Here is a 22,136-nt window from a genome sequence, read left to right on the forward strand (position 1 = left end):
TCAGAAATCCGCGCGCAGGCCGAGGCTGATGCGGCGACCGGAGCGCTCGTACATCGTCGGGAACGCGGGATCCATCGTGTAGCCGGTGGTCGCCTGGTTGGTCAGGTTGATGCCCTTCAGGCTGAGCTTGATGCTGTCGGTCAGGCGGTAGCCGATCGACACATCCACCTGTCCGTAGTCATCGCGCCAGATCGGGTACATGTTGTAGCCGATCGATTCAACGTACTCACCCTTGTGGTTGTACGACACGCGCGCGTCGAAGCGCTCGTTCTCGTAGTAGACGGTCATGTTGTACGACTTCTCCGAGAGCCCCGGCATCGGCGTGCTCACGCCCAGATCGGATTCACCGGCCAGCGAACTGTCCAGCATCGTGTAGTTGGCATTGATCCCGAAGCCTTCCAGCGAACCGTGCAGCATGCTCAGCGGCAGCTGCGCGATCAGCTCGACGCCTTTCACAACGTAGGTGCCATCGGCATTGATCGGCTGGTACACGTCGAAATCATAGGTGCCGTTGAGCGAGCCGTTGGCGTTGTACACCGCCACATCCGGCACCACGCCGGTCAGCGCATTGATCACCACGCCGTCAATCTTCTTGTGAAAGTACGAGGCCGCCAGCAGGCCGCCGTTGTCCAGGTACTTCTCCAGACCCAGCTCCCATTGCTTGGCATAGGTCGGCTGCAGGTCCGGGTTGCCATCGGTGAAACGGAACGAGCTCCAGCTGGCGGTGCGCTTGTAGGCGATGTCGGTCAATGCCGGGCGGATGAAGGTCTTGGAGGCGGCACCCCGCAGCACCAGTCCCTCGGCCAGTTCGGCGGTCGCATTCAGGCTCGGCAGCAGATCGTTGTAGCTGCCTTTGCGCAAGACGGGCGTGTCGGTATAGCCGGTGCTACCGTCTGCCCGCTGGATCGGGTGGAAGCCGGAGGACTGCACCGAGGTATCCACATAGCGCACGCCCGCGTTGATCGAGACCGGCACGTGGCCCACATCGAAGCCGATGTCGGTCATCGCGTACAGACTGGTCACGTTCTCGTCGACCCGGTAGTACTGGCCCGGATCAAATGGCGTTGCGAAGCCCGGATAGCGGAACGCACTGCGTGCGTAGTCGTTGGAGACCATCTTCCAGTCCAGGTCCTTCACCGAGTAACCACCGCCGGGCACGATATCGGCGATCGACTGCAACGGACTGTCGGCCAGGGTGCGCGTGTTCACCCAGCTGTTGTTGCCCGGGCCCGGCCCGTAGATCTTGGCCTCTCCGTATTCGCGCTGCTTGGACTTGTCGGTGTAGCGCGCGCCGAACTGCACGCTGCGCAGCGCCGGCAGGAAGGCCAGTTCCAGCGCCTTGGTCACATCCACCTGGGCGGCATACTTGTCATCGCTGACCTTCTCCAACGTCGTCTCATACGCTTCGAACAGATACTTGTCCGAGGCGTTGTACATGTCGATGCTGGCCGGGTTGGCGCTGGGTATCGTCTCGCCACTCTTGCCGGTCCAGCGGGTTCGCGAAGGCGCGTAGGCCACATGCTTGAGGTTGCTGGCATCCAGCGTCTTGTCGGCGCCGGAGTAACCGACCATCGCATCCACGCCCCAGGTGTCGCCCTGCCAATCCATCGCCGCGCTGTACTGGCTGAAGTCGGTCTTGTTGATCCGCTCCTTGCTCAGCATCTCGTGCTGGGTGGCGGTGTAGGACACATCGCGCAGCACCACGATGCCGTACTGCGACAACGTGCTGGCGTCGTAATCGTGGATGGTCTCCAGCGTGCTGCGGCTGGACGCCGAATATGCAGCCGCGTCGTACTCGTCTTCGGTGGTGTCGTAGCCGCCGCGCATCGCATCGAAGGTCAGGCTGAAGCGGCTGCTCGGCTTGTACTGCAGCGAGGCGGTGGCGCCCCATTTGTCCTGGTCGTTGACGAAGACGCGGTCGCCTACCTTGTCCTGGAACACGATCAGGTTGCTTTCATCGGTGTTGTTGCGATTCTTCACCACCACGCCCGCATCGCGTGCCAGCACCGCGGCGGCCTGCGTGCCGCGTGTGCCCGAGGCGCCAAGGAAGCGCGACATCGGGCGGAAGTTGATGCCCGAGGTCGCATCCGTGCGGTTGCTGCGCTTGGCGGTGGCAAAGGACACCAGGCCGCCCCAGTCGCCCCAGGTGTCACTGGCCAGGAAGGAGAACTTCGGGTCCACTTCTTCGGAAATCGAGTTGTGCGCCCCTTCCACCGACGCGACCAGCTTGCGGCCGGTGTAGTCGAACGGGCGCGCGGTGGAAATCTGCACCGAGCCGGCGATGCCGCCCTCTTCGTCCGCGGCGGTCGGCGATTTCAACACCGTCACCTGCTGGATGATCTCCGAGGCGAAGATGTCAAACTCGATGTCACGCCCGCCGCTGCCCGATGCCGTGGCCAGGTTGTTGATCGAGACATGGGTGTACTCCGACGGCAGGCCACGCACGTTGACGCGGCTGCCCAGACCCTTGTCACGTTCGATGGTCACGCCCGGCATGCGCTGCAGGGCTTCGGCCAGGTTCTGCTCGGGAAAATCGGCCACGTCGGTGGCCACGATCGAGTCGGAGAAACCGATGGTGGCGCGCTTGATGTCCACTGCCTGCTCCAGGCTGCGGCTGTAGCTGCCCACCACGTCGATGCGCTCCAGCTGCTGCAGGCCGGCGCCTTCCGCTGCGGGGGCCGCCTCAGATGCCACGGCCGATGTGGCGACGGGCACGGCAGACGTGCCCGACGGTGCGCTATCACTGCGCGCTTCGATGGTCACCGTGGTGTCGTTGAGATAGCGATAGCGCAGGCCGGTGCCGTCCAGCAGCTGCTCCAGTGCCTGCTGCGGAGCAAGACCCGCCGGCATCGCGCGGGTACGCGGGTTGCCGGCCTGCTGCGCGTTGTAGACAAACTGCAGGCCCGTCTGGCGCGACAGATCGTTGAGTGCACGGTCCAGCGGCTGGGCGGGAATCGCCTCGCTGGCCACGCGGGTGTCCTGCGCGGTGGCGGTGACGGCGGCGCTCTGCAGGGCAAGAGCGATCGAAAGGAAAAGAATGCGGCGCATCGTAGAAGTCCAGTGGGGTGGTATGAGCGTCGCGAGACGGAATCGTTCGCGCTTGCCTGGACTACGAGGGCGCAGGGCGAGGATCGGGCACCGGTATTTCGATGAATTTTTTTTGACAGCCGCTCGGCGTGCGCCGCGCGATGACGCGCGGATAGCGCAATTACGGCTGTTTCGTGTTGATTTCCGCCGCCGATGGGCTGCTCACGTGGATCTGATTGCCGACCACGCGCGTGCGCAGCGATCGCTGCTGATCGAGGAAGGTACGAAGCGATGCAAGATCGTCGCCGCGCAGGTTGCCGGTCAGTCGCAGTGCCCCGGCGACATCGTCGTCCACCTGCAGACGCACGTTGTTGAGTCGATTGAACTGCTCGACCACCTCGCGCAGCGGTTCGTCCTGGAACACGACGCGTCGTCGCCACCACGCGGTCATCGTGTCGGTGTGCTGCTGGCGGAGGCTGACGGTCTGATCGCGGTAGTCGATGTGGGCGCTCTGCCCGGCATGCAGGTCGGCCAGCAGGCGTCCCTGACCGGAATCGCCGCGCACCTGTACGCTGCCTTCGGCTACCTCGATGCGCGCCTGCTCGCGCCGCAGCGACACGTCGAACGTCGTGCCGATATCGCGCACCTCCAGCCCGGCCGCATGCACCGCGAAGGGACGGCGCTCCTCGGCCACCACAAAGCTCGCCTGCCCGCGCGAGAGCTCCACGCGGCGGCTCAACAAGGTGAAGCGGATCGACAGTTCACTTTCCGCGTTCAGATGCACGACGGTGTGGTCCGGCAGCGCAAATCGCTGCGGTGCGCCGTGTGCCGCCACATAGTGGCGGGTCTGTGGCCACGCCATGTGCCCGGCGAACGCAACGCCCAGCAGCAACGCGGCCGCCGCGGCGATGCCCGGCAGGTGCCGGCGCGGCGCACGGGAGGCCGCGGGCGGTGGAGGGCGTCGCCGTACCGGCAAGGCCACCACGTTGTCGTCGGCGGGCGGTGGCCCGGCGGCGATCAGTGCATCCAGATCCACTGCCATGTCACGCAGCGCATCGCCGAGTTCGGTGGCGACGCGGCTGACAGTGATGTACTCGCGCAGGTGCGCCGGTGAGGTCACCAGCCACGTCATGAACTGGCGTTGTTGTTCGGCGGTCAGCCCGCCCTGGCGCTGCAGCGCATGCCAGTGCGCGGCCTCGCTGGCGAGGGAAGGACGCGGTGCGGGAAACTCGCTCACCACGCCTCCGCGTGGCCGGCCAATGCACGGCGGCACACGGAGAGTCCGCGTACCACGTGCTTCTTGACCATGTGCGAGGACACGCCCAGCCGCTCGGCGATTTCCTTGTAACTGAGGCCGTCACGGTACTGCATCACCAGCACCGCGCGGGTGTGCTCGGGCAAGGTGCCCAGCAGCGTCTGCAGATGCGTGCGGCGCTGCGCGCGTTCGGCGGCATCCTCGACGGTTTCTTCGCCGGTCAGCAGCGTGGTGAGGTGTTCAAGATCGTCGATGGGCAGCATCGACCAGCGCCGCCGCGCGGCCTGCTCGCGTGCGAGATTCTGCGCGACGGTAAACAGGTAGGCCTCGGGATTGGCGATTGCCTCGCCTTGATCCTCATGTGCGCGCAGCAAGCGCAGATAGGTCTCCTGCACCATGTCCTCGGCATCCTGGCGCGCGCCGCGGCGGGTGAAGAATCCCCGCAGCACCGGCCCCTGCTCCAGAAACATGCGCGCCAAACGCCGTTTTGCGTGTTCGGCCACGATCCCACCTCGCCCCCAGGTGCGGCGAAGGTACGTGGCCTGCATGACGATTCGATGACGCAGGCGACACGGTACCGCCGCGCGGCGATACCGTGGACACGCGCCTCAGGTGGTACGTGCGTCGATCAGAACGTGTGTTCCGGACCGGGGAACGTGCCTGCCCCAACCTCTTCCGCGAACTCACGCGCGGCCTTCTGCAACACGCCATGCATATCCGCGTACTGCTTTACGAAGCGCGGCAGCTTGCCGGTGCGCAGCCCGGCCATGTCCTGCCAGACCAGCACCTGTGCATCGCAATCGCTGCCGGCCCCGATGCCTACCGTCGGAATCTTCAGCGCGGCGGTGATCTGTGCGGCGACCGCGCCGGGCACCATCTCCATCAGCACCGCGAACGCACCTGCGGCTTCCAGCGCGCGCGCTTCCTCGATCAGCCGTGCGCCATCCTCGCCCCGCCCCTGCACACGGAAACCACCGAGCTGGTGCTCCGATTGCGGGGTGAAGCCGATGTGCGCCATCACCGGGATGCCGCAGCTGACCAGCTTGCGGACCTGCGGCACCATCTCGATGCCGCCCTCCAGCTTGACCGCATGGGCCCCACCTTCCTTCATGAAGCGCACCGCCGTGTGGAAGCACTGCTCCGGCGAGGCCTGATAGGAACCGAACGGCAGATCGGCGATCACCAGCGGTCGCCGCGTGCAGCGGCTCACCGCGCGCACCAGCGGCATCAGCTCATCAACCGTGACCGGCAGCAGGGAGTCGTTGCCGAACACGTTGTTGGAGGCCGAATCGCCGATCAGCAGCACCGGAATGCCGGCGTCTTCGAAGATCGCCGCGGTGTACATGTCGTAGGCGGTGAGCATGGCCCACTTCTCGCCGCGCTCCTTCATCTGCTGCAGATGCGGAATGCGCACGCGCGGTGCCGGGACCGGGGCGCTGCCCGGCGTCGCGTAGGGATGGAGCTGTTCGGTCATGCCAAGGATCCTCGTGGGGGATAACGTGGGGTCAGAGTGTGCCGGTTCCGCTCAGCAACAGCACGGCGATCAGGATCATGGCGGCGCCCGAGATGCGGCCGACCATGCGTGATGCACGTGGGCGGGTGCGCAGCACGGCACCGGCGCCATAGCCGACGGCCAGATAGACCGCCCCGCAGCTGACCAGGTGCACCATGCCCAGTGCGATGATCTGCACCGGCATCGCCCATGCCGCGCTGGCGGAAATGAACTGGGGCAGCAGCGCCAGAAACAACAACAGCACCTTGGGATTGAGGCCGCTGACGCAGGCGCCCTTGACTGCCCAGTGGCGCCATCCCGTCATCGCTCCCGCATCTTCCGCTGCGGCCACCGGCGGATGGCGCAGCAGGCCGATGCCCAGCCACAGCAGATACAGCGCGCCAAGCACGGTCAGCACGTGCAGCGCGACCGGCGCACGGGCGAACATCGCGCCAACGCCCGCGGCGACCAGCCCGATCGCCAGCAGATGGCCAGACAGCAATCCGGCCACCGCCGGCACCACCGCCCGCCCGCGCAGGCCGGCGGCGATCGCATGCGCCCAATCCGCACCGGGGGTGAGCACGAAGAGGATCGAGACCGCCCAGAAGGCGACGATGACGCTGGGTTGCATGGGGTCCAATGGGCGGTCTTGCCGCGATCTGCGTGCCAGACAGAAGAATATTCCCGCGACGCTGGAATGTGCTTCCAAAGACTTGCCCTGCGCCGGCCTGCAGGAGGAAACTCTTGCGCATGGATGCCACTGACCAGCGGATTCTTGCCGAGCTGCAGAAGGACGGCCGCCTCACCGTGACCGACCTGGCCGAGCGCATCGGCCTGAGCGTCTCGCCCTGCCACCGCCGCGTGCGCGCCCTGGAGCAATCCGGTGCGATCCGCGGTTACCGCGCCGAGCTCGATCCGGCCGCCTTGGGCCTGAAGTTCTCGGCGCTGGTATTCGTCACCCTGCGCGACGGCGACCGACAGGCGGTGGATGCCTTCGAGCACGCCGTCGCCGACGTGCCCCAGGTGCTGCAGGCGCAGCGCCTGTTCGGCGATCCGGACTACCTGCTGCACGTCATCACCCGCGACCTGGCCGCGTTCCGGCAGCTCTACGACGAACACCTCTCTGCCCTGCCGGGTGTGCAGCGGCTCACATCGACCCTGGTGATGAAAGATGTGGTGATCGACCGGCCGCTGCCGTTGCACGGGCATTGACGCAACGGCGTCATACCTTCCGACCGCGGCCTGCATCCAACGGTGAGTGACCTGCCGGAAGAGATGTGCGACCGACGTACTACGCACCGGCGGCAACCGGACAACCGGACAACGCCAAGGTGATCGCCACGTTGATCGAGCGGTGGTATGACGGGCAACCCACAGCAGCCCAAAAAGAAAAAAGGCCTGCGCATCGATGCACAAGCCTTTGATCGAATCACCAACATTGGTCGGGACGGCCGGATTTGAACCGACGACCCTCTGCCCCCCAGGCAGATGCGCTACCAGGCTGCGCTACGCCCCGATGATGCTGGCAATGTCCCCGCCTCTCAGCGGGCCGACGAGTATAACGGGTTTGCGTGAAAAATGGTTCAGCGGCGCAGCAATTGCAGCACTTCTTCCAGTTCCATCCGCGTCTGCTTGATGATCTGGTTGCTCAGCGCCGATTCCTCGCGCGCATCGGCACCTTCCAGGCGCAGACGCGCGCCGCCGATGGTGTAGCCCTGCTCATAGAGCAGGCCGCGGATCTGGCGGACCATCAGCACGTCGTGGCGCTGGTAGTAGCGGCGGTTGCCGCGGCGCTTGGCCGGCTCGAGACTGGGGAACTCGGTTTCCCAGTAACGCAGCACGTGCGGCTTGACGTCGCACAGTTCGCTGACCTCACCGATGGTGAAGTAGCGCTTGGCCGGTATCGGCGGAAGTTCTCGGTTACTGCCCGGATCCAGCATATGCCTCTACCCTTTCCTTGAGCTTCTGGCCCGGACGGAAGGTGACCACCGTACGGGCGGAAATCGGAATTTCCTCACCGGTCTTGGGGTTGCGACCCGGGCGCTGGTTCTTGCGCCGCAGGTCGAAATTCCCGAAGCCGGACAGCTTCACCTGACGTCCCTGTTCCAATGCTTCACGCAGCACATCGAAGAACGCGTCGACAAATTCCTTGGCTTCGCGCTTGTTCAGACCGACTTCGTCGAACAGCTTCTCGGCCATCTCCGCCTTGGTCAATGCCATTGCCTGCTATCCCCCATGCTTCCCGCTCAACCGCGGATCCGGGCGTGATGTTCACGCTCCATGGCAGAGACCGCCTCGGCCACCACCGCATCCACGTCGCGGTCCGTCAGAGTGCGCGACTTGTCCTGCAAAATCAAGCCCATAGCGAGACTCTTGAACCCCGGCTCGACCCCCTGGCCGACGTACCGGTCGAACAGGGTGACCTCCCGCAGCAGCGGGCCGACGGCGCGGCGCAGGGTCGCTTCCAGGTCGGCCCAGGCCGCGGCCTCGGGCACCAGGAACGCCAGATCGCGGCGCATCGACGGGAAGCGCGACAGCTCGGTCGCGCGCGGCAGCGCGCGGGCAGCCAGCGGCGCCAGGTCCAGCTCGAAGGCGAACACGTCCACGTCGATCTCCATGGCCTTGGCCAGGCGCGGGTGGATCTGGCCGATCCAGCCCAGGCTGACGCCGTCACGGGAGACCTCGGCCGACCGTGCGGGGTGGCCATACGGACGCTGCGACGGCGTGAACACCAGCTCGGCGCCACTGGCCGCGGCCAGCGATTCCAGGTCGCCCTTGAGGTCGTGGAAATCGACCTTGCGGGTCGGCAGACCCCACTGCTGGGTGTCGGCATCGCCACAGATCGCGGCGGCCACGCGCTGGGTTTCCAGCGGCGCGGGCTGGCCTTCGCCGGCCTGCTGATGGAATACGCGGCCCAGTTCGAACAGGCGCACGCGGCCCAACTGGCGCGCGGCGTTGCGGCCCAGGGTGGCGACCAGACCCGGCAGCAGCGACGGGCGCATCACCGCCAGTTCTGCGGAGAGCGGGTTGGCCAGCGCGACCAGACCCTCGCCCAGCTGCCACTGTGCAAGCAGCGCGGCATCGACGAAGGCGTAGTTGATGGTTTCCTGCAGGTCACGAGCGACCAGCTGGCGACGGACGCTCAGATCGTCCAGACGGGTCTCGGTCGGCATCGCCACGCGCGAGGCACCGCCCGGCAGCGTGGTTGGAATCTGCTCGTACCCGTGGATGCGGGCCAGCTCTTCGATCAGGTCTTCTTCGATGGCGATGTCGAAGCGGCGGCTCGGCGCGGTGACCTGCCAACCATCGGCGGTCGCGGCCACCTCCATGCCCAGCGCGCGCAGGATGCGCTCCACATCGGCATCGGCGATCTGGATGCCCAGCACGCGCGCGATACGGGCGCGGCGCAGGCCGATGGTGGCGGTCGCGGGCAGGTCAGTCTCAGCCGCTCCCGGCATCCTGCCTCCCGCGGCACTGGCGCTGTCCTGCGCGGCGCGCGCCTCGGTGACCGGCGCCGGGGCGCCGCCGGCCAGATCCAGGATCAGGCGGGTGGCGTACTCGATCGCCGTGCGCGGCAGCACCGGGTCGACGCCGCGCTCGAAGCGGTGGCCGGCATCGGTGTGCAGGCCCAGCTTGCGGCCACGGCCCATGATCGCGGCGGGCGCGAAGTGCGCGGCCTCCAGGAAGACGTTCGTGGTGTCGTCGGTGACGCGCGTATCGAAGCCGCCCATCAGGCCGGCCAGCGCGATCGGGCGGTCGGCATCGGTGACGAGCAGGAAGCTGTCGTCCAGCGCGGCGTCGCGGCCGTCGAGCAGTTTCAGGGTTTCACCCGTACGCGAACGGCGCACGCCGATGCGGCCCTGCAGGGTGCCCAGATCGAAGGCATGCATCGGCTGGCCGAGTTCCAGCATCACGTACTGGGTGACGTCCACCAGCAGCGAGACCGGGCGCACGCCACTGCGGCGCAGGCGCTCGGCCATCCACAACGGGGTGGCGGCGCGGGCGTTGACGCCTTCGATCACGCGGCCCACGTAACGCGGGGCCTCGGCGCCGGCGTCCAGCTGGATCGTCAGCTCACGCGAGCCCACGGCGGCGACCGGCGCAGCATCGAACGGCACCACTTCACTGGCGCACGCGGCGGCCACGTCGAAGGCGATGCCGCGGATGCTGAAGCAATCGGCGCGGTTGGGGGTCAGCTTGATCTCGATGCTGGCGTCGGGCAGGCAGAGGTACTCGATCAGGGTCTGGCCGACCGGCGCATCGTCCGGCAGTTCGAACAGGCCCGAGGCATCGGTGTCCAGGCCCAGCTCCTTGGCCGAGCACAGCATGCCGTTGGAGTCCACGCCACGCAGCTTGGCCGGCTTGATCTTCAGATCGCCGATCTGCGCGCCGACCATCGCCAGCGGCGCGACCAGACCCGGGCGCGCGTTCGGCGCGCCACAGACGATCTGCAGGTGCTCGCCCTGCCCCGCATCGACCTGGCAGATCTGCAGGCGGTCGGCTTCGGGATGGCGTTCGGCGGAAATGATCTTCGCCACGACCACATGCTGCAGGCCATCGCCCAGCGCATCGACCTCTTCCACTTCCAGACCGATCGCGGTCAGCACCGCGCTGAGTTCATCGCGCGAAACGGTGGTCGGGACGTGGCTGCGCAGCCAGTTTTCAGAGAATTTCATGGTGTCACCCTGGTGGGCCCGGCGCAGGCGCCTGGGCCGTGATGGTCTTCAATCCTGTCCAGCCGGGCATGGCCCGGCGCTACGCTGACGCGCTTACGCGAACTGCTTCAGGAACCGCACGTCGTTTTCGAAGAATGCGCGCAGGTCGTTGACGCCGTAACGCAGCATCGCAAAGCGCTCCACGCCCAGACCGAAGGCGAAGCCGGTGTAGCGCTCCGGATCGATGCCAACGCTGCGCAGCACGTTCGGGTGGACCATGCCGCAGCCGAGCACTTCCAGCCAGCGGGTGCTGCCATCGGGCTGCTGCCAGGCAATGTCCACTTCCGCGCCCGGTTCCACGAAGGGGAAGTAGCTGGGACGGAAACGCATCTCGAAATCGCGCTCGAAGAACGCGCGCACGAACTCGGACAGCGTGCCCTTGAGATCGGCAAACGTGGAGTGCTCATCGACCAGCAGACCTTCCACCTGGTGGAACATCGGCGAATGGGTCTGGTCGCTGTCGCTGCGGTACACCTTGCCAGCGGCGATCATGCGCAGCGGCGGTGCGTGCTCGCCCATGTAGCGCACCTGCACACCGGAGGTATGCGTGCGCAGCAGGCGGCCGTCGCCGAAATAGAAGGTGTCGTGCATCGCGCGCGCCGGGTGGTGCGGCGGGAAGTTCAGCGCTTCGAAGTTGTGCCAGTCATCTTCGATTTCCGGACCTTCGGAGAGCTCGTAACCGAGCCGGCCGAAGATCTCGGTGATGCGCTCCAGGGTACGGGTCACCGGATGCAGGCCACCGCGCTCTTCGCGACGGCCCGGCAAGGTGATGTCGATCGCTTCAGCGGCCAGGCGCGCGTCCAGCGCAGCGTCTTCCAGCACGGTCTTGCGATCACCCAGCGCGCTGGTCAGCGCGTCACGGGCACGGTTGATGGCTTCGCCGGCGGCTTTGCGCTCTTCGGCCGGCAGGCCACCGAGCTGCTTGAGCTGGGCGGTGATGCTGCCGTTCTTGCCCAGCAGGGCCACGCGCAGGGCTTCCAGCGCATCGGGGCTCTGGGCAGCGGCCACGTCGGCCAGTGCCTGCGTGGTCAGGGATTGGATGTCACTCATGGATAGCCGGAGCCTCGCGTCGGTATGCCATCGCGATGCGCGTCGGGCCGACCCCCGTCGCCACCGCTGTCGATCGATGGCACCGGGAGGGCCACCGCCAACACAAAAAAGAATGGGGAAGGACTTGCGCCCTTCCCCATGCATTTGCCTTACCCACAGCCGTTGCGCGTGAACGGCAACGGCAGGGGAATGGACTTATGCCGCCAGTGCGCCCTTGGCCTTTTCGGCCAGTGCAGCAAAACCAGCTGCGTCGTGCACGGCGATGTCAGCCAGAACCTTACGGTCCAGGGTGATGCCGGACTTGAGCAGGCCGTTCATGAAACGGCTGTAGCTCAGGCCGTTGATGCGGGCAGCCGCGTTGATGCGGGTGATCCACAGCGAACGGAAATTACGCTTCTTCTGCTTACGACCGATGTAGGCGTACTGCTGTGCCTTGATCACGGCCTGCTTGGCAACGCGGAAGACCTTGCGGCGAGCGTTGTAGTAACCCTTCGCCAGGGTCAGAATTTTCTTGTGGCGGCGACGCGCCTGTACGCCACGCTTTACTCGTGCCATGGGTCAGTCCTCAGAGGTAGGGAAGCATACGGTTCAAACGGCCTGCGTCTTCTGCACGAACATGGTTCGTCTGACGCAGATTGCGCTTCCGCTTGGTCGACTTCTTCGTGAGGATGTGGCTACGGTTGGCGTGGCCAGCCTTGAACTTGCCGGACGCGGTCTTGCGGAAGCGCTTGGCCGCCGCCCGGTTGGTCTTGATCTTGGGCATTGCTATGTCCTTGATGATGTTTTGTCACTGACCAGGGCGGTGGCATTGCCACACTTTCCGTCCGTGCCCTTGCCTGCTTGTAAGCCCGGGATCCCCTATGGGAACCAGGCCGGTCCTGTTTGCCGTTGAAACAGCGTGCCTTTATGGGGCGGGAAACCGTTCAAAACAGCACCCCCGCAAAACGGGGCCGCCCATTATGCCCGTGAACACGGGAGGTTGCAAACTGTTGATTGGGCGAATGTTTACCGCGGGGCGGACGAACCTGAACGGAACGGCCGCGAGGGCCGGCGTCATGCCAGGCCGCGCACGCGGGAAACGGCAGAAGGCGCCGGTGGGCGCCCGCCGTGTGGTGCGCGAAGCGGGGAAGCCGAGCGAGCGCTCGGTGCAGCCGACCAACGGTCGGCTCTACCCATCGCCACGGTGGGGTGTGCAGCCGACCAACGGTCGGCTCTCCCCCCGGTGGGCGGTTACTTCTTCTTGGGCGCGATCATCATCACCATCTGCCGGCCTTCAAGGCGCGGACGGGACTCGATCACGATGTCCTCGCCCAGATCACCTTCGATCCGGCTGGCCATCTCGCGACCCAGTTCCTGATGGCTCATTTCACGGCCACGGAAGCGGATGTTGACCTTGATCTTGTCGCCCTCTTCCAGGAAACCGCGCATCTTGCGCAGCTTGATCTGGTAATCACCTTCATCGGTGACCGGGCGGAACTTCACTTCCTTGATCTCGACCTGCTTGGTCTTCTTCTTGGCCTCGTTGGCCTTCTTCTGCGCTTCGAACTTGAACTTGCCGAAGTCCATGATCTTGCACACCGGCGGATCAGCCTGCGGCTGAATCTCGACCAGGTCCAGACCTTCGTCTTCGGCCATCGACAGCGCTTCGTCACGCGTCAACACACCAATCATTTCTCCGTCGCTGCCGATCACGCGGACGCGCGGCACCCGGATTTCCTGATTCTTGCGGTTCTGTTTGTTGTCAGGGGTACTGATATTGCAATCTCCCAGAGGAATCAAACCGGCCCATCGCGGAGCATCCGCAGGGCCGGGACTTTCTTACACGGACTGTTCTGCCTGCAACCGCTCGATGAAGGCCTGGACGGACATGCTGCCCAGATCTTCGCCAGAGCGCGTACGCACGGCCACGGCGCCATTTTCCTTCTCACGGTCGCCAACCACCAGCAGGTACGGGACCCGCTGCAGCGTATGCTCGCGAATCTTATATCCGATCTTCTCGTTGCGCAAATCGGCGTTCACGCGGAAGCCTTGATCTGCAAGGGTTTTCCGTACTTCGCTGACGTATTCAGCCTGCGCATCGGTGATATTGGCCACCACCACCTGGGTCGGAGCCAGCCAGGCCGGGAACTGGCCGGCATGGTGCTCGATCAGGATGCCCAGGAAACGCTCCATGGAACCGACGATCGCGCGGTGCAGCATGACCGGATGCTTCTTCTGGCTGTTTTCGTCCACATACTCGGCGCCAAGGCGGCCAGGCATCATGAAGTCGACCTGCATCGTGCCCAGCTGCCAGGTACGGCCGATGGCATCCTTGAGGTGGTACTCGATCTTCGGGCCGTAGAAGGCGCCCTCGCCCGGCAGCTCCTGCCACTCCACCCCGCAGCTGGACAGGGCCGAGCGCAATGCGCCCTCCGCCTTGTCCCACGTGCTGTCATCGCCCAGGCGCGATTCGGGGCGCAGCGCGATCTTGACCTGGATCTCCTCGAAGCCGAAGTGCTGGTACACCGCCAGCGCCTGCTGGTGGAACGCGGTCACTTCCGCCTCGACCTGGTCTTCGGTGCAGAACACGTGGCCGTCGTCCTGGGTAAAGCCACGCACGCGCAGGATGCCGTGCAGCGCGCCGGAGGGCTCGTTGCGGTGGCAGGCACCAAACTCACCGTAGCGGATCGGCAGATCGCGGTAGCTGTGCAGCCCCTGGTTGAACACCTGCACGTGGCCCGGGCAGTTCATCGGCTTGAGCGCGTAGGTACGCTTCTCCGACTCGGTGAAGAACATCGCGTCCTGGTAGTTGTCCCAATGGCCGGACTTCTGCCACAGCGACACGTCCAGGATCTGCGGGCAGCGCACTTCGCCGTAGCCGGTATTGCGGTACACCTTGCGCATGTACTGCTCGACCACCTGCCACAGCGCCCAGCCCTTGGGGTGCCAGAACACCAGGCCCGGGGCCTCTTCCTGCAGGTGGAACAGGTCCTGCTGCTTGCCGATGCGACGGTGGTCGCGCATCTCCGCCTCTTCGATGCGCTTGATGTACGCATCGAGCTGCTTCTTGTCGGCCCAGGCGGTGCCGTAGACGCGCTGCAGCTGCTCGTTCTGCGCGTCGCCGCGCCAATAGGCGCCGGAAATGCGGGTCAGCTTGAAGGCCTTCAGGAAGCGCGTGTTGGGCACGTGCGGGCCGCGGCACATGTCCACGTATTCCTGGTGGTAGTACATGCCCATCGCCTGGATCTCCGGCGACATGTCGTCGATCAGGCGCAGCTTGTAGTCTTCGCCACGCGCCTTGAAGATCTCGATGACCTCCGCACGTGGGGTGACCTTCTTGATGACGTCGTAGTCCTGCGCGATCAGCTCGCCCATGCGCTTTTCGATGGCGGCCATGTCCTCGGGCGTGAACGGACGCTCGGAGTAGATGTCGTAGTAGAAGCCTTCGGCGATGACCGGGCCGATCACCATCTTGACGTCCGGGTACAGCTGCTTGACCGCATGACCGACCAGATGGGCGGCGGAGTGGCGGATGATCTCGACGCCCTCATCGTCCTTGGCGGTGATGATGCGCAGGCTGGCATCGTGGTCGATGACGTCACTGGCATCGACCAGCACGCCATCCACCGAACCGGCGATGGTGGCCTTGGCCAGGCCGGCGCCGATCGACTGGGCGACGTCCATGACACTGACGGGATGTTCGAATTCACGGCGGCTGCCGTCGGGGAGCGTGATCGCGATCATGAGAGTGCTTTGGTCTGGTGGCCCGCAGGGGGCCTGGAGAATCCGGGGGCGAGGCAATAAAAAAAGCGCCACGAAGGCGCCTGCGTCAGGGGCCGTCGGGGGCGTTCAGCGGTGGGCGGTGGTAGTGCTCATGTCACACGCTAGACCGGCGCAGGGCGCGGGCCACCTTGTTGCCTCGATAGAGATGCCCTGATCTTAAACCAATCCGCCGATGAATGCGCCGCTCCGGCGGCGGCCAGGCAACGGGACCGCCTGAATGCGCCCGTGTGGCGCCCACAAACCGCAATGATTACCATGCGCGGATTACTGTCCTGCCCAGGACAGGATTGCCGATTGGATTCCCCCATGCCCTGCCCCGCTTCCTTCCCGGCCTGCCGCGCTCTGTCGCCCATGCCGGCAGCCGCCCGATGATTACCGTCGCCCTGACCTCGCTTGGCTTCTGCAGCCTGGCGCTGGCCGGCTCGGCGTTCTCGGCGCTGGCGCTGTATGCCGCCTCACCGCACTGCCGCTGGCCGCGCCTGCGCCGTGCCGGCCGCCTTGGCCGGCAGATCAGTCTGGTGGCTGCGGTGGCGGCGCTGTGGCTGTGGATCGCCAACATGGGCATCGCCACCGGCGTGGTGGTGATGCTGTGCAGCTGGATGCTGGTGGCGATCGCGCTGCCGCTGCTGGCCGCGTGGCATCGTCCGGCACAGGTGATGCGCTGATGTGGGTCCGCGCGGGCGCCGGCCTCCTGGCGGGATTCTTCGTCGCGGCCGCGGCCACCGGCCTGGTCGCCTGGCTGCCGCCGGGGCCGTGGCAGAGCGCGCTGGTGCCCAGCCTGATCGCCTTCATTCCGCTGTGGATGCTGGCGGCGATCTGGGCCTTCAGCTTCCGCACCGGGCTGCGGGCGTGGGCCGTGATGAGCGCGACCGCCCTGGCCGGATTCGGCCTGTTGTGGCTGCTGCGCCTGACCGGCGCGGTGCAATGAGAGCGATACGATGAAGTTCAGTTCCCAGACCCTGCGCACCTTCACCACGCTGCATACGTGGGTCGGCCTGGTCGCCGGTTTCGCCCTGTTCGTGGCGTTCTACGCCGGTGCGCTGACCCTGTTCCACCACGATCTGCCGCTGTGGCAGACGCCGCATGCGGTGGATACCCCGGCCGCGAGCCTGGACGACGCGCAGCGCCTGCTCGAGGGGGTGCTCGAGCGCCATCCGGCCGCACGCGCCCATGTGGGCATGACCTTCCCGGGGGCGGATCATCCACAGCCGATCGCGTATTGGCAGGATGCCAAGGGCACCTGGCTGTACGCCTGGCTGGACCATTACGACGGCAGCGTGACCCCGCCACAGACCGGACTGGCCGAGCTGGTCAACGAGCTGCATTACAGCCTGGGCCTGCCGGTCGCGGGCACCTACCTGATGGGCATCGTCAGCCTGCTGTATGGCGTGGCCCTGCTCAGCGGCCTGGTCATCCACCTGCCCAGACTGCTGGGCGATCTGTTCGCACTGCGCCCGGGCCGCAATCTCAAGCAGATGTGGCAGGACGCGCACAACGTGATCGGCGTGCTCAGCCTGCCCTTCCACCTGATGTTCGCGGTCACCGGCGCGCTGCTCTGCCTGATCTTCCTGCAGATGGCGGCGCTGAATCCGCTGATCTTCGACGGCAAGCTGCTGCAGGCGGTGCCGGCAGCGATGGACACCGCGCCGGTACGCGAGCCCAGCGGCCAGCCAGGCGATGAAACCAACCTGCGCATGCTGCATGCCCGCGCCATCGAGGTGGCCCGGGCGCAGGGCGTGGCCGATTTCGAGCCGGCCTTCCTCAAGCTCGCCCATGCCGGCGATGCCAACGCCACGATCGAGATCACCGGCGAATCCGGCGGCACCCTGGGGCCGCTCGGCGCGGTCGGCCTGGATGCGGCCAGCGGCCGCCTGCTGAGCAGCCAGCTGCCTGGCCAGCGCGATGCCAACCACGCCACCCTGAGTGCCGCCTACGCGCTGCATTTCGGTGAATTCGGCAATGGCGTGGTGGTGTGGTTGTACTTCCTGCTCGGCCTGGGCGGCGCCTTCCTGTTCTACTCCGGCAACCTGCTGTGGATCGAATCGCGTCGCAAGCGGCGCCAGGTGGAACAGGGGCGCGCGCAGATCAATATGGCCCGGGCCACGGTGGGGGTCTGCATCGGGCTGTGCGTGGCAGTCTCGGCGAGCTTCGTGGGCGCCCAGATCCTGGAGCAGGTCGCGCCGCAGGCCGTGGATCACGGCATCCGCTGGATCTGTTTCGCCACCTGGGCCGCGTGTGCGCTGTGGGCGGCACTGCGTCGCCCCGACCAGGCAGCCCGTGAGCTGCTCTGGGCGGCCGCCATCAGCACCGCACTGGTGGCGGTGGTGCACGGCGGCCTGACCGGCTACTGGCCATGGGCGAGCGCGGCACGGGGCTACTGGCCGCTGTTCTGGGTGGACGCGGTGGCGCTGGCACTGGCCTTTGGTTTTGCCACCCTGGCGCGTGCGAGCCTGCGCCGGGCGAGGCATGGCGATCCGAACAGCGTCTGGAGTGCACCGCGCTGATGACCCTGGGGGCCTGCTGCGGCGGGCTTTCAGAATTCTTCAGACGCCTTTCCAGCACTTCAGACCGCGTCATGGCGTAGTCGGCCCTCATCTCGAGGAGCCTTGCCCATGCACCCCTACCGACACCGACTTGCCGCCCTGGTCTTCGCCCTGGCGGCCGCCCTGCCACTGGTTGCTTCCGCCGCACCCGCGGTGCTGGACAGCGCCCGGATCACCGCACTGGAGTCGGCGATCGCCAGCCAGGACATCAAACAGGTCACCAGCGTGCTGCTGCTGGTGGACGGCCAGGTGGCGTACGAGGGCTACTTCAACGGCGGCTCGGCGGACACCCTCAATGACGTGCGCTCGGCCAGCAAGAGCGTGACCGCGATGCTGGTCGGCGCGGCCATCGGCGACGGGTCCCTGCCCGGCGTACAGGCCCGTGTGTACGACTACTTCCCCGCGTTCACCGCTGGCCATCCCGTCGATCCCCGGCTGCGCGCGATGACGGTGGAAGACCTGCTCACCATGAGCACGCTGTGGGAGTGCGATGACGAGAATGCGTTCTCGGCCGGCAATGAAGAGCGCATGTACGTGACCGAGCACTGGCTGGACTTCGCGCTGTCGCTGCCGGTCAAGGGTTTCGCACCGTGGATGACGCGACCGGAAGACAGCCCGCACGGCCGCGCGCATGCCTACTGCACGGCCAATTCCTTCGTGCTCGGCGCAGTACTGGAACAGGCCACGAAGCGGCCCTTGGCCGACTACGCCGCGCAGGTGCTGGAGCGCCCGCTGGGCATCACCACGAGCACGTGGAACCGCTCACCGGAAGGCATCGGCATGGGCGGCGGTGGGACGCGTTACCGCAGCCGGGACCTGGCACGGTTGGGCGAACTGGTGCTGGCCGAGGGACGCTGGCAAGGCAAACAATTGATCCCGACCCGCTATGTGCGGGCGATGCTCAGCGCGCAGGCCACCGCCGGTGATGGCAGCGACTACGGCTATCAATGGTGGGGGCTGAAGCTTCCGGTCGACGGGCACGACAGCACCGTGTGGACGATGTCCGGCAACGGCGGCAACTACGTGTTCGTGATACCCGGCAAGAACCTGGTCGCGGTGATCACCAGCCAGGCCTACAACCGCAGCTACGCCCACCCGCAGTCGCGCCGCATCCTTACCGAGTTCCTGCTGCCCGCGCTGCGCTGAGGCCGTCGAGGTCTGTTGGCCGCCATGGAGCGGCCAACACCCGGGCGCGCTGGGCAGATACGTCTTTCTCGATGGTGTCGAGCAGTTCCTGCCAGCCGGCCGCACCGTGCAGCGGCGCAAACAAAGGGGTGGCGCGCAACCACGCCGCGTCGCGGAAGCCGGCGTTCACCGCGTGATGCAGGGCCACCAGCGCAGCGGCCTCATCGCCCTGGGCCTGCAGCACCATCGCACGCTCCAGTGCGGTGTCGGACCAGCCATCATCGCCTTGCCCTTCCAGCATCTGCAGGCGCTCGGCGATCCAGGTCGGGGCAGGCGCCGGATCGCCATAGAGGCCGGCCAGGGTCTGCCCCATCGACTGCTGCGGGCGCAATGCCCGGCTCTGCTCGAAGGCTTCGGCGGCGCCCTTCCGATTCCCGCGCAACAGCAGCATCTCGCCCTGCAGGCGCAGCAACTGCGGATGTGGCGTCCCGCGAGCCAGTGCCTGATCCAGCGCCTGCTGTGCTTTTGCCGACTCCCCCATTGCCAACAGGCTGTGCGGCCAGGCGATGTTGGCGAACACATTGTCCGGATAGAGCTGGAAGTTGTGCGCGTGCCGGCGAGCGGCCGCATCGGTGAACCCCAACAGCTCCAGTTCGCGTGCGACCTGTACGTCGCGGAAGCGAACCCGCTCGGGCGCGCGCAGTGACAGGTTGTCCTGCAAGGCCTGCGCGAGGTCGCCTTTTTCCTGCTGCAGATAGGCCAGCGATGCGCGCGTGCGCTCGTCACCCGGGTCGCGCCGCAGTGCCTGCCGGTAGTCCGCCATGGCGTGCGACATCGCGCCGAGGCAGTCGTGGGCATAGCCGCGTGCGGCCCAGCCGGCGGCATCTTCCGGCGCCTTGAGCACCAGCTGGCTGCTCAACACCAGCGCCTCCTGCGCACGCTCGCGCGCGCCGTTGAACAAGCAGGCATCGGCCGCCAGCGCTCGGGCGAGTCCACGCCGTGCGCTTAGCGATTCAGGGTCGATCTGCAGCGCCTGGCGGTACAACGCGATCGCCCGTTCGTTGTTGCTGGCCTGGCCGATGCCCGCGTAATAGGCGGCGCGCTGCAGCACCGCCTCCGCTGGCGACGCCGGTGCGCTGGCGGGACGTACCAAGGCGAACACGACGGCAGCAGCGACGACCGTTACCCCAGCCAGCCAGACCCACCGTGCGGGTGCGCGCGCGCCAGGTGCGACGGGAGCGCCCTCCGTGCCGGCGCTGGCAACGGCATCACGCATCACCGGCTGCGGCGAGGCGCACAACTGGTAGCCACGGCCACGAACCGAGCGGATGTAGCGCGGCCGACGGCCGTCATCGCCCAGCGCCTGCCGGAGCAGCTTCACCCGCTGGCTGATCGCATCCTCGCCGACCACCGCCGGTGCCCAGACCTGATCGGCGAGCGTGTCGAAATCGACGACGGCGTTGCCGTGGGCCAGCAGGCAGTCCAGCAGCCGCCAACTCAACCCGCCGACCGGCAATACCTGATCCCCTCGCCGCACCTGCTGGGCAGGGCGGTCGATGTGCAGATCCAGCAGGCGGACGGTCTCCATGGCGGCAAGCATAGGGCACGCCGCGTGCGTGGCGGCGGCCTTCGGCGCGCTTACTTCGCAGGTTCCCGGAACGGCGCCACCATGGCCTTGAGCAGGCTGCCCTGCGCGTCGTCACCGGTCAGCTCCCACATGAAGACGCCGCGCAGACCGCTGTCCTTGGCGAAGGTGGCGCGCAGACCGATCGAGGTGGGATCCTCATAGCTGACGAAGACCTTCCCGGTGGCGTTGTACAACCACGGCGTCTGCGCGACCGGGTGCCAGTGCCGCTCCCAGCCGGGCTGGCCGAGCATGCTGGCCTGGATCTGCCGCCAGTCGCCGGCCGGATGCGGCGCGCTGTAGTGCTGGTAGAGGCCCTGGTTGGCATCGCCCTCCAGCTGGAAGCCACGGCCGTAGAACGGCACGCCGAGCACCAGCTTGTCTTTCGGCACACCGTGCTGCTCGTAGTAGGACACCGCCCCGGCCACGCTGTTCCAGCGTTTCAATTCCGGCCCCAGCGGATCTTCCGGCACCTCATGCAGCGGCGCGTTGAAGGTGGACACCGCCGAGAAGCCGGTGCCCATGTCGTAGCTCATCAAGTTGATGAAATCGAGCGCGCGGCCGAGCTCCTTGAGTTCGTAGCTGCGGGCCGGATCATACGGGCCATCGGTCTGCACGCGGCCGGCAGGCAGCGCGGCGGTGACCAGCCGGTGCTGGCCGTCTTTCTTGTCCAGCGAATCGAGCTGGCGGCGGAACTCGCGCACCAGCAGGGTCATGTTGCGGCGATCCTCCGGGCGGTCGGCGATCTGGGTCGGGCCGCCATATACCGGGAACTCCCAGTCGATGTCCACGCCATCGAAGCTGCCGCGATGGCGCTCGAAGAACATCGCCACGCAGGAGGCCACGAAGCGTTCGCGGCTTTCCGCGGTCAGCGCCGCATCGGAGAACCCGCCCGCGTTCCAGCCGCCGATCGAGATCAGGGTGTGCAGCGTCGGATGCGCACGCTTGAGCGCGGCCAGTGCCCTGAAATGCGCATCGGCCTGCGGCGCGACCGCGCATTGACCTTGGTCGATGGTGGCGAACGCATAGAACAGATGGGTGAGCGTATCGGCCGGAATGGTCTCCACCGGGTAGCGGTCCGCCGAACCCCCCGGGTAGTACGCGCCGATCACCTTGGGCAACGACTCCATGGCAGAGGCGGCCTGCGGCATCACGCTGGCGATCAGAACGGCCAGGACAGCGACGGTTGGACGGAACATGGGATCTCCCGGGGCGAAGGCGAAGCCACGTTAGCAGCGTGCTGTGGTGCGTGGGCGCCTTGCGCGGTGATGTCCTGCGAATCCGTCCAGCGGACACTGACGGCTGACCCACGCAGGCCTGGCGGCTGTCCACAGGCCGTACGGCAACACCCGGTACACGCCACGGACGCGTCACTCGAAGTCGCCGCCCACAGCGGACGACCGCGCGGTCTGTCCCGCTCTGCCGCCCGCCCGCCCGCACGTATGCCTGCATGCCTGCATGCCTGACGGCGACAGGTGTTCACCCCCGCCTTGCGTCATCGGTTTTACAGTTCAGCGATAGTGACTGCCTGCTGCGTGACACC

20 protein-coding genes and 1 tRNA gene are annotated in these 22,136 nt (G+C 66.5%); 5 read left to right on the top strand and 16 right to left on the bottom strand.

Annotation, left to right across the window (positions count from 1 at the left end; translation table 11 throughout):
* From ABE472_RS07950 to ABE472_RS07970, 5 genes are all read right to left on the bottom strand, one after another.
* Entirely contained in the window at positions 1-3,048 is a 3,048-nt protein-coding gene (locus tag ABE472_RS07950) for a TonB-dependent receptor (RefSeq protein ID WP_346463802.1), read from the bottom strand.
* Positions 3,049-3,208: 160 nt separating this feature from the next.
* On the bottom strand, positions 3,209-4,264 hold the full coding sequence (locus ABE472_RS07955) for a FecR domain-containing protein (RefSeq protein ID WP_346463804.1): 1,056 nt from the start codon (positions 4,262-4,264) through the stop codon (positions 3,209-3,211).
* A complete protein-coding gene (locus ABE472_RS07960) occupies positions 4,261-4,785 on the bottom strand; it encodes a sigma-70 family RNA polymerase sigma factor (RefSeq protein ID WP_346463806.1) in 525 nt (174 codons plus the stop codon). The genes ABE472_RS07955 and ABE472_RS07960 overlap by 4 nt, the downstream gene beginning before the upstream one ends.
* A gap of 125 nt (positions 4,786-4,910) precedes the next feature.
* On the bottom strand, positions 4,911-5,756 hold the full coding sequence (gene panB / locus ABE472_RS07965) for a 3-methyl-2-oxobutanoate hydroxymethyltransferase (protein ID WP_313218952.1): 846 nt from the start codon (positions 5,754-5,756) through the stop codon (positions 4,911-4,913).
* A 31-nt stretch (positions 5,757-5,787) separates the two neighbouring features.
* Complete coding sequence (locus ABE472_RS07970) at positions 5,788-6,405, bottom strand: LysE family translocator (RefSeq protein ID WP_346463807.1); 618 nt, start codon at positions 6,403-6,405, stop codon at positions 5,788-5,790.
* A 119-nt stretch (positions 6,406-6,524) separates the two neighbouring features.
* Between ABE472_RS07970 and ABE472_RS07975 the strand changes: the two genes are divergently transcribed.
* Positions 6,525-6,986 (top strand): Lrp/AsnC family transcriptional regulator, encoded by a 462-nt coding sequence (locus ABE472_RS07975; RefSeq protein WP_313218955.1) that lies wholly within the window; start codon positions 6,525-6,527, stop codon positions 6,984-6,986.
* Positions 6,987-7,213: 227 nt separating this feature from the next.
* Here the strand turns inward: ABE472_RS07975 and ABE472_RS07980 are convergent.
* From ABE472_RS07980 to thrS, 9 genes are all read right to left on the bottom strand, one after another.
* Positions 7,214-7,290, bottom strand: a tRNA-Pro gene (locus ABE472_RS07980).
* A 67-nt stretch (positions 7,291-7,357) separates the two neighbouring features.
* Positions 7,358-7,714 (bottom strand): MerR family transcriptional regulator, encoded by a 357-nt coding sequence (locus ABE472_RS07985; RefSeq protein WP_019182707.1) that lies wholly within the window; start codon positions 7,712-7,714, stop codon positions 7,358-7,360.
* The gene (locus ABE472_RS07990; RefSeq protein WP_005410432.1) at positions 7,695-7,994 is read right to left on the bottom strand and encodes an integration host factor subunit alpha; all 300 of its coding nucleotides are present in this window, start codon (positions 7,992-7,994) and stop codon (positions 7,695-7,697) included. Before ABE472_RS07990 ends, ABE472_RS07985 begins: the two co-directional genes overlap by 20 nt.
* 26 nt (positions 7,995-8,020) lie before the next feature.
* The gene (gene pheT, locus ABE472_RS07995) at positions 8,021-10,450 is read right to left on the bottom strand and encodes a phenylalanine--tRNA ligase subunit beta (protein WP_346463809.1); all 2,430 of its coding nucleotides are present in this window, start codon (positions 10,448-10,450) and stop codon (positions 8,021-8,023) included.
* Positions 10,451-10,543: 93 nt separating this feature from the next.
* A complete protein-coding gene (locus ABE472_RS08000) occupies positions 10,544-11,539 on the bottom strand; it encodes a phenylalanine--tRNA ligase subunit alpha (protein WP_313208977.1) in 996 nt (331 codons plus the stop codon).
* Positions 11,540-11,734: 195 nt separating this feature from the next.
* A complete protein-coding gene (gene rplT, locus ABE472_RS08005; protein WP_017355264.1) occupies positions 11,735-12,094 on the bottom strand; it encodes a 50S ribosomal protein L20 in 360 nt (119 codons plus the stop codon).
* 10 nt (positions 12,095-12,104) lie between these two features.
* Positions 12,105-12,302: a 50S ribosomal protein L35 gene (rpmI, locus tag ABE472_RS08010; protein ID WP_017355265.1), complete on the bottom strand. Its 198-nt coding sequence runs from the start codon at positions 12,300-12,302 to the stop codon at positions 12,105-12,107.
* A 467-nt stretch (positions 12,303-12,769) separates the two neighbouring features.
* Positions 12,770-13,309 carry a translation initiation factor IF-3 gene (gene infC / locus ABE472_RS08015; protein ID WP_172838068.1) on the bottom strand — a complete coding sequence of 180 codons (540 nt, stop codon included), beginning with the start codon at positions 13,307-13,309 and terminating at the stop codon, positions 12,770-12,772.
* Positions 13,310-13,357: 48 nt separating this feature from the next.
* A complete protein-coding gene (gene thrS, locus ABE472_RS08020; RefSeq protein ID WP_346465992.1) occupies positions 13,358-15,262 on the bottom strand; it encodes a threonine--tRNA ligase in 1,905 nt (634 codons plus the stop codon).
* A gap of 407 nt (positions 15,263-15,669) precedes the next feature.
* On the opposite strand from thrS, the gene ABE472_RS08025 reads away from it, so the two are divergent.
* The 4 genes from ABE472_RS08025 to ABE472_RS08040 all read left to right on the top strand — a co-directional run bounded on the left by ABE472_RS08025 (position 15,670) and on the right by ABE472_RS08040 (position 18,990).
* Positions 15,670-15,966 carry a hypothetical protein gene (locus ABE472_RS08025; RefSeq protein WP_346463810.1) on the top strand — a complete coding sequence of 99 codons (297 nt, stop codon included), beginning with the start codon at positions 15,670-15,672 and terminating at the stop codon, positions 15,964-15,966.
* The gene (locus tag ABE472_RS08030; protein ID WP_313218962.1) at positions 15,966-16,229 is read left to right on the top strand and encodes a hypothetical protein; all 264 of its coding nucleotides are present in this window, start codon (positions 15,966-15,968) and stop codon (positions 16,227-16,229) included. Before ABE472_RS08025 ends, ABE472_RS08030 begins: the two co-directional genes overlap by 1 nt.
* 10 nt (positions 16,230-16,239) lie before the next feature.
* Positions 16,240-17,805 carry a PepSY-associated TM helix domain-containing protein gene (locus ABE472_RS08035; RefSeq protein ID WP_346463811.1) on the top strand — a complete coding sequence of 522 codons (1,566 nt, stop codon included), beginning with the start codon at positions 16,240-16,242 and terminating at the stop codon, positions 17,803-17,805.
* Positions 17,806-17,913: 108 nt separating this feature from the next.
* On the top strand, positions 17,914-18,990 hold the full coding sequence (locus tag ABE472_RS08040) for a serine hydrolase (RefSeq protein ID WP_346463813.1): 1,077 nt from the start codon (positions 17,914-17,916) through the stop codon (positions 18,988-18,990).
* On the opposite strand, the gene ABE472_RS08045 is transcribed toward ABE472_RS08040, so the two are convergent.
* Together ABE472_RS08045 and ABE472_RS08050 are read right to left on the bottom strand one after the other, a co-directional pair.
* The gene (locus ABE472_RS08045; protein ID WP_346465993.1) at positions 18,959-20,557 is read right to left on the bottom strand and encodes a winged helix-turn-helix domain-containing protein; all 1,599 of its coding nucleotides are present in this window, start codon (positions 20,555-20,557) and stop codon (positions 18,959-18,961) included. The two genes, ABE472_RS08040 and ABE472_RS08045, sit on opposite strands and share 32 nt — an antisense overlap.
* Positions 20,558-20,607: 50 nt before the next feature.
* The gene (locus ABE472_RS08050; RefSeq protein WP_346463817.1) at positions 20,608-21,792 is read right to left on the bottom strand and encodes a glycoside hydrolase family 18 protein; all 1,185 of its coding nucleotides are present in this window, start codon (positions 21,790-21,792) and stop codon (positions 20,608-20,610) included.
* Positions 21,793-22,136: the final 344 nt, after the last annotated feature.

Source organism: Stenotrophomonas sp. TWI809 (assembly GCF_039673205.1).
Classification (GTDB): Bacteria; Pseudomonadota; Gammaproteobacteria; order Xanthomonadales; family Xanthomonadaceae; genus Stenotrophomonas.

Bases quoted from the DNA above. Each gene is read 5' to 3' on its own strand.
- ABE472_RS07950 (WP_346463802.1), bottom strand. From the start codon at position 3,048: ATGCGCCGCATTCTTTTCCTTTCGATCGCTCTTGCCCTGCAGAGCGCC.
- panB (WP_313218952.1), bottom strand. From the start codon at position 5,756: ATGACCGAACAGCTCCATCCCTACGCGACGCCGGGCAGCGCCCCGGTC.
- ABE472_RS07970 (WP_346463807.1), bottom strand. From the start codon at position 6,405: ATGCAACCCAGCGTCATCGTCGCCTTCTGGGCGGTCTCGATCCTCTTC.
- ABE472_RS07975 (WP_313218955.1), top strand. From the start codon at position 6,525: ATGGATGCCACTGACCAGCGGATTCTTGCCGAGCTGCAGAAGGACGGC.
- ABE472_RS07985 (WP_019182707.1), bottom strand. From the start codon at position 7,714: ATGCTGGATCCGGGCAGTAACCGAGAACTTCCGCCGATACCGGCCAAG.
- ABE472_RS07990 (WP_005410432.1), bottom strand. From the start codon at position 7,994: ATGGCATTGACCAAGGCGGAGATGGCCGAGAAGCTGTTCGACGAAGTC.
- pheT (WP_346463809.1), bottom strand. From the start codon at position 10,450: ATGAAATTCTCTGAAAACTGGCTGCGCAGCCACGTCCCGACCACCGTT.
- ABE472_RS08000 (WP_313208977.1), bottom strand. From the start codon at position 11,539: ATGAGTGACATCCAATCCCTGACCACGCAGGCACTGGCCGACGTGGCC.
- rplT (WP_017355264.1), bottom strand. From the start codon at position 12,094: ATGGCACGAGTAAAGCGTGGCGTACAGGCGCGTCGCCGCCACAAGAAA.
- rpmI (WP_017355265.1), bottom strand. From the start codon at position 12,302: ATGCCCAAGATCAAGACCAACCGGGCGGCGGCCAAGCGCTTCCGCAAG.
- thrS (WP_346465992.1), bottom strand. From the start codon at position 15,262: ATGATCGCGATCACGCTCCCCGACGGCAGCCGCCGTGAATTCGAACAT.
- ABE472_RS08025 (WP_346463810.1), top strand. From the start codon at position 15,670: ATGATTACCGTCGCCCTGACCTCGCTTGGCTTCTGCAGCCTGGCGCTG.
- ABE472_RS08030 (WP_313218962.1), top strand. From the start codon at position 15,966: ATGTGGGTCCGCGCGGGCGCCGGCCTCCTGGCGGGATTCTTCGTCGCG.
- ABE472_RS08035 (WP_346463811.1), top strand. From the start codon at position 16,240: ATGAAGTTCAGTTCCCAGACCCTGCGCACCTTCACCACGCTGCATACG.
- ABE472_RS08040 (WP_346463813.1), top strand. From the start codon at position 17,914: ATGCACCCCTACCGACACCGACTTGCCGCCCTGGTCTTCGCCCTGGCG.
- ABE472_RS08045 (WP_346465993.1), bottom strand. From the start codon at position 20,557: ATGGAGACCGTCCGCCTGCTGGATCTGCACATCGACCGCCCTGCCCAG.
- ABE472_RS08050 (WP_346463817.1), bottom strand. From the start codon at position 21,792: ATGTTCCGTCCAACCGTCGCTGTCCTGGCCGTTCTGATCGCCAGCGTG.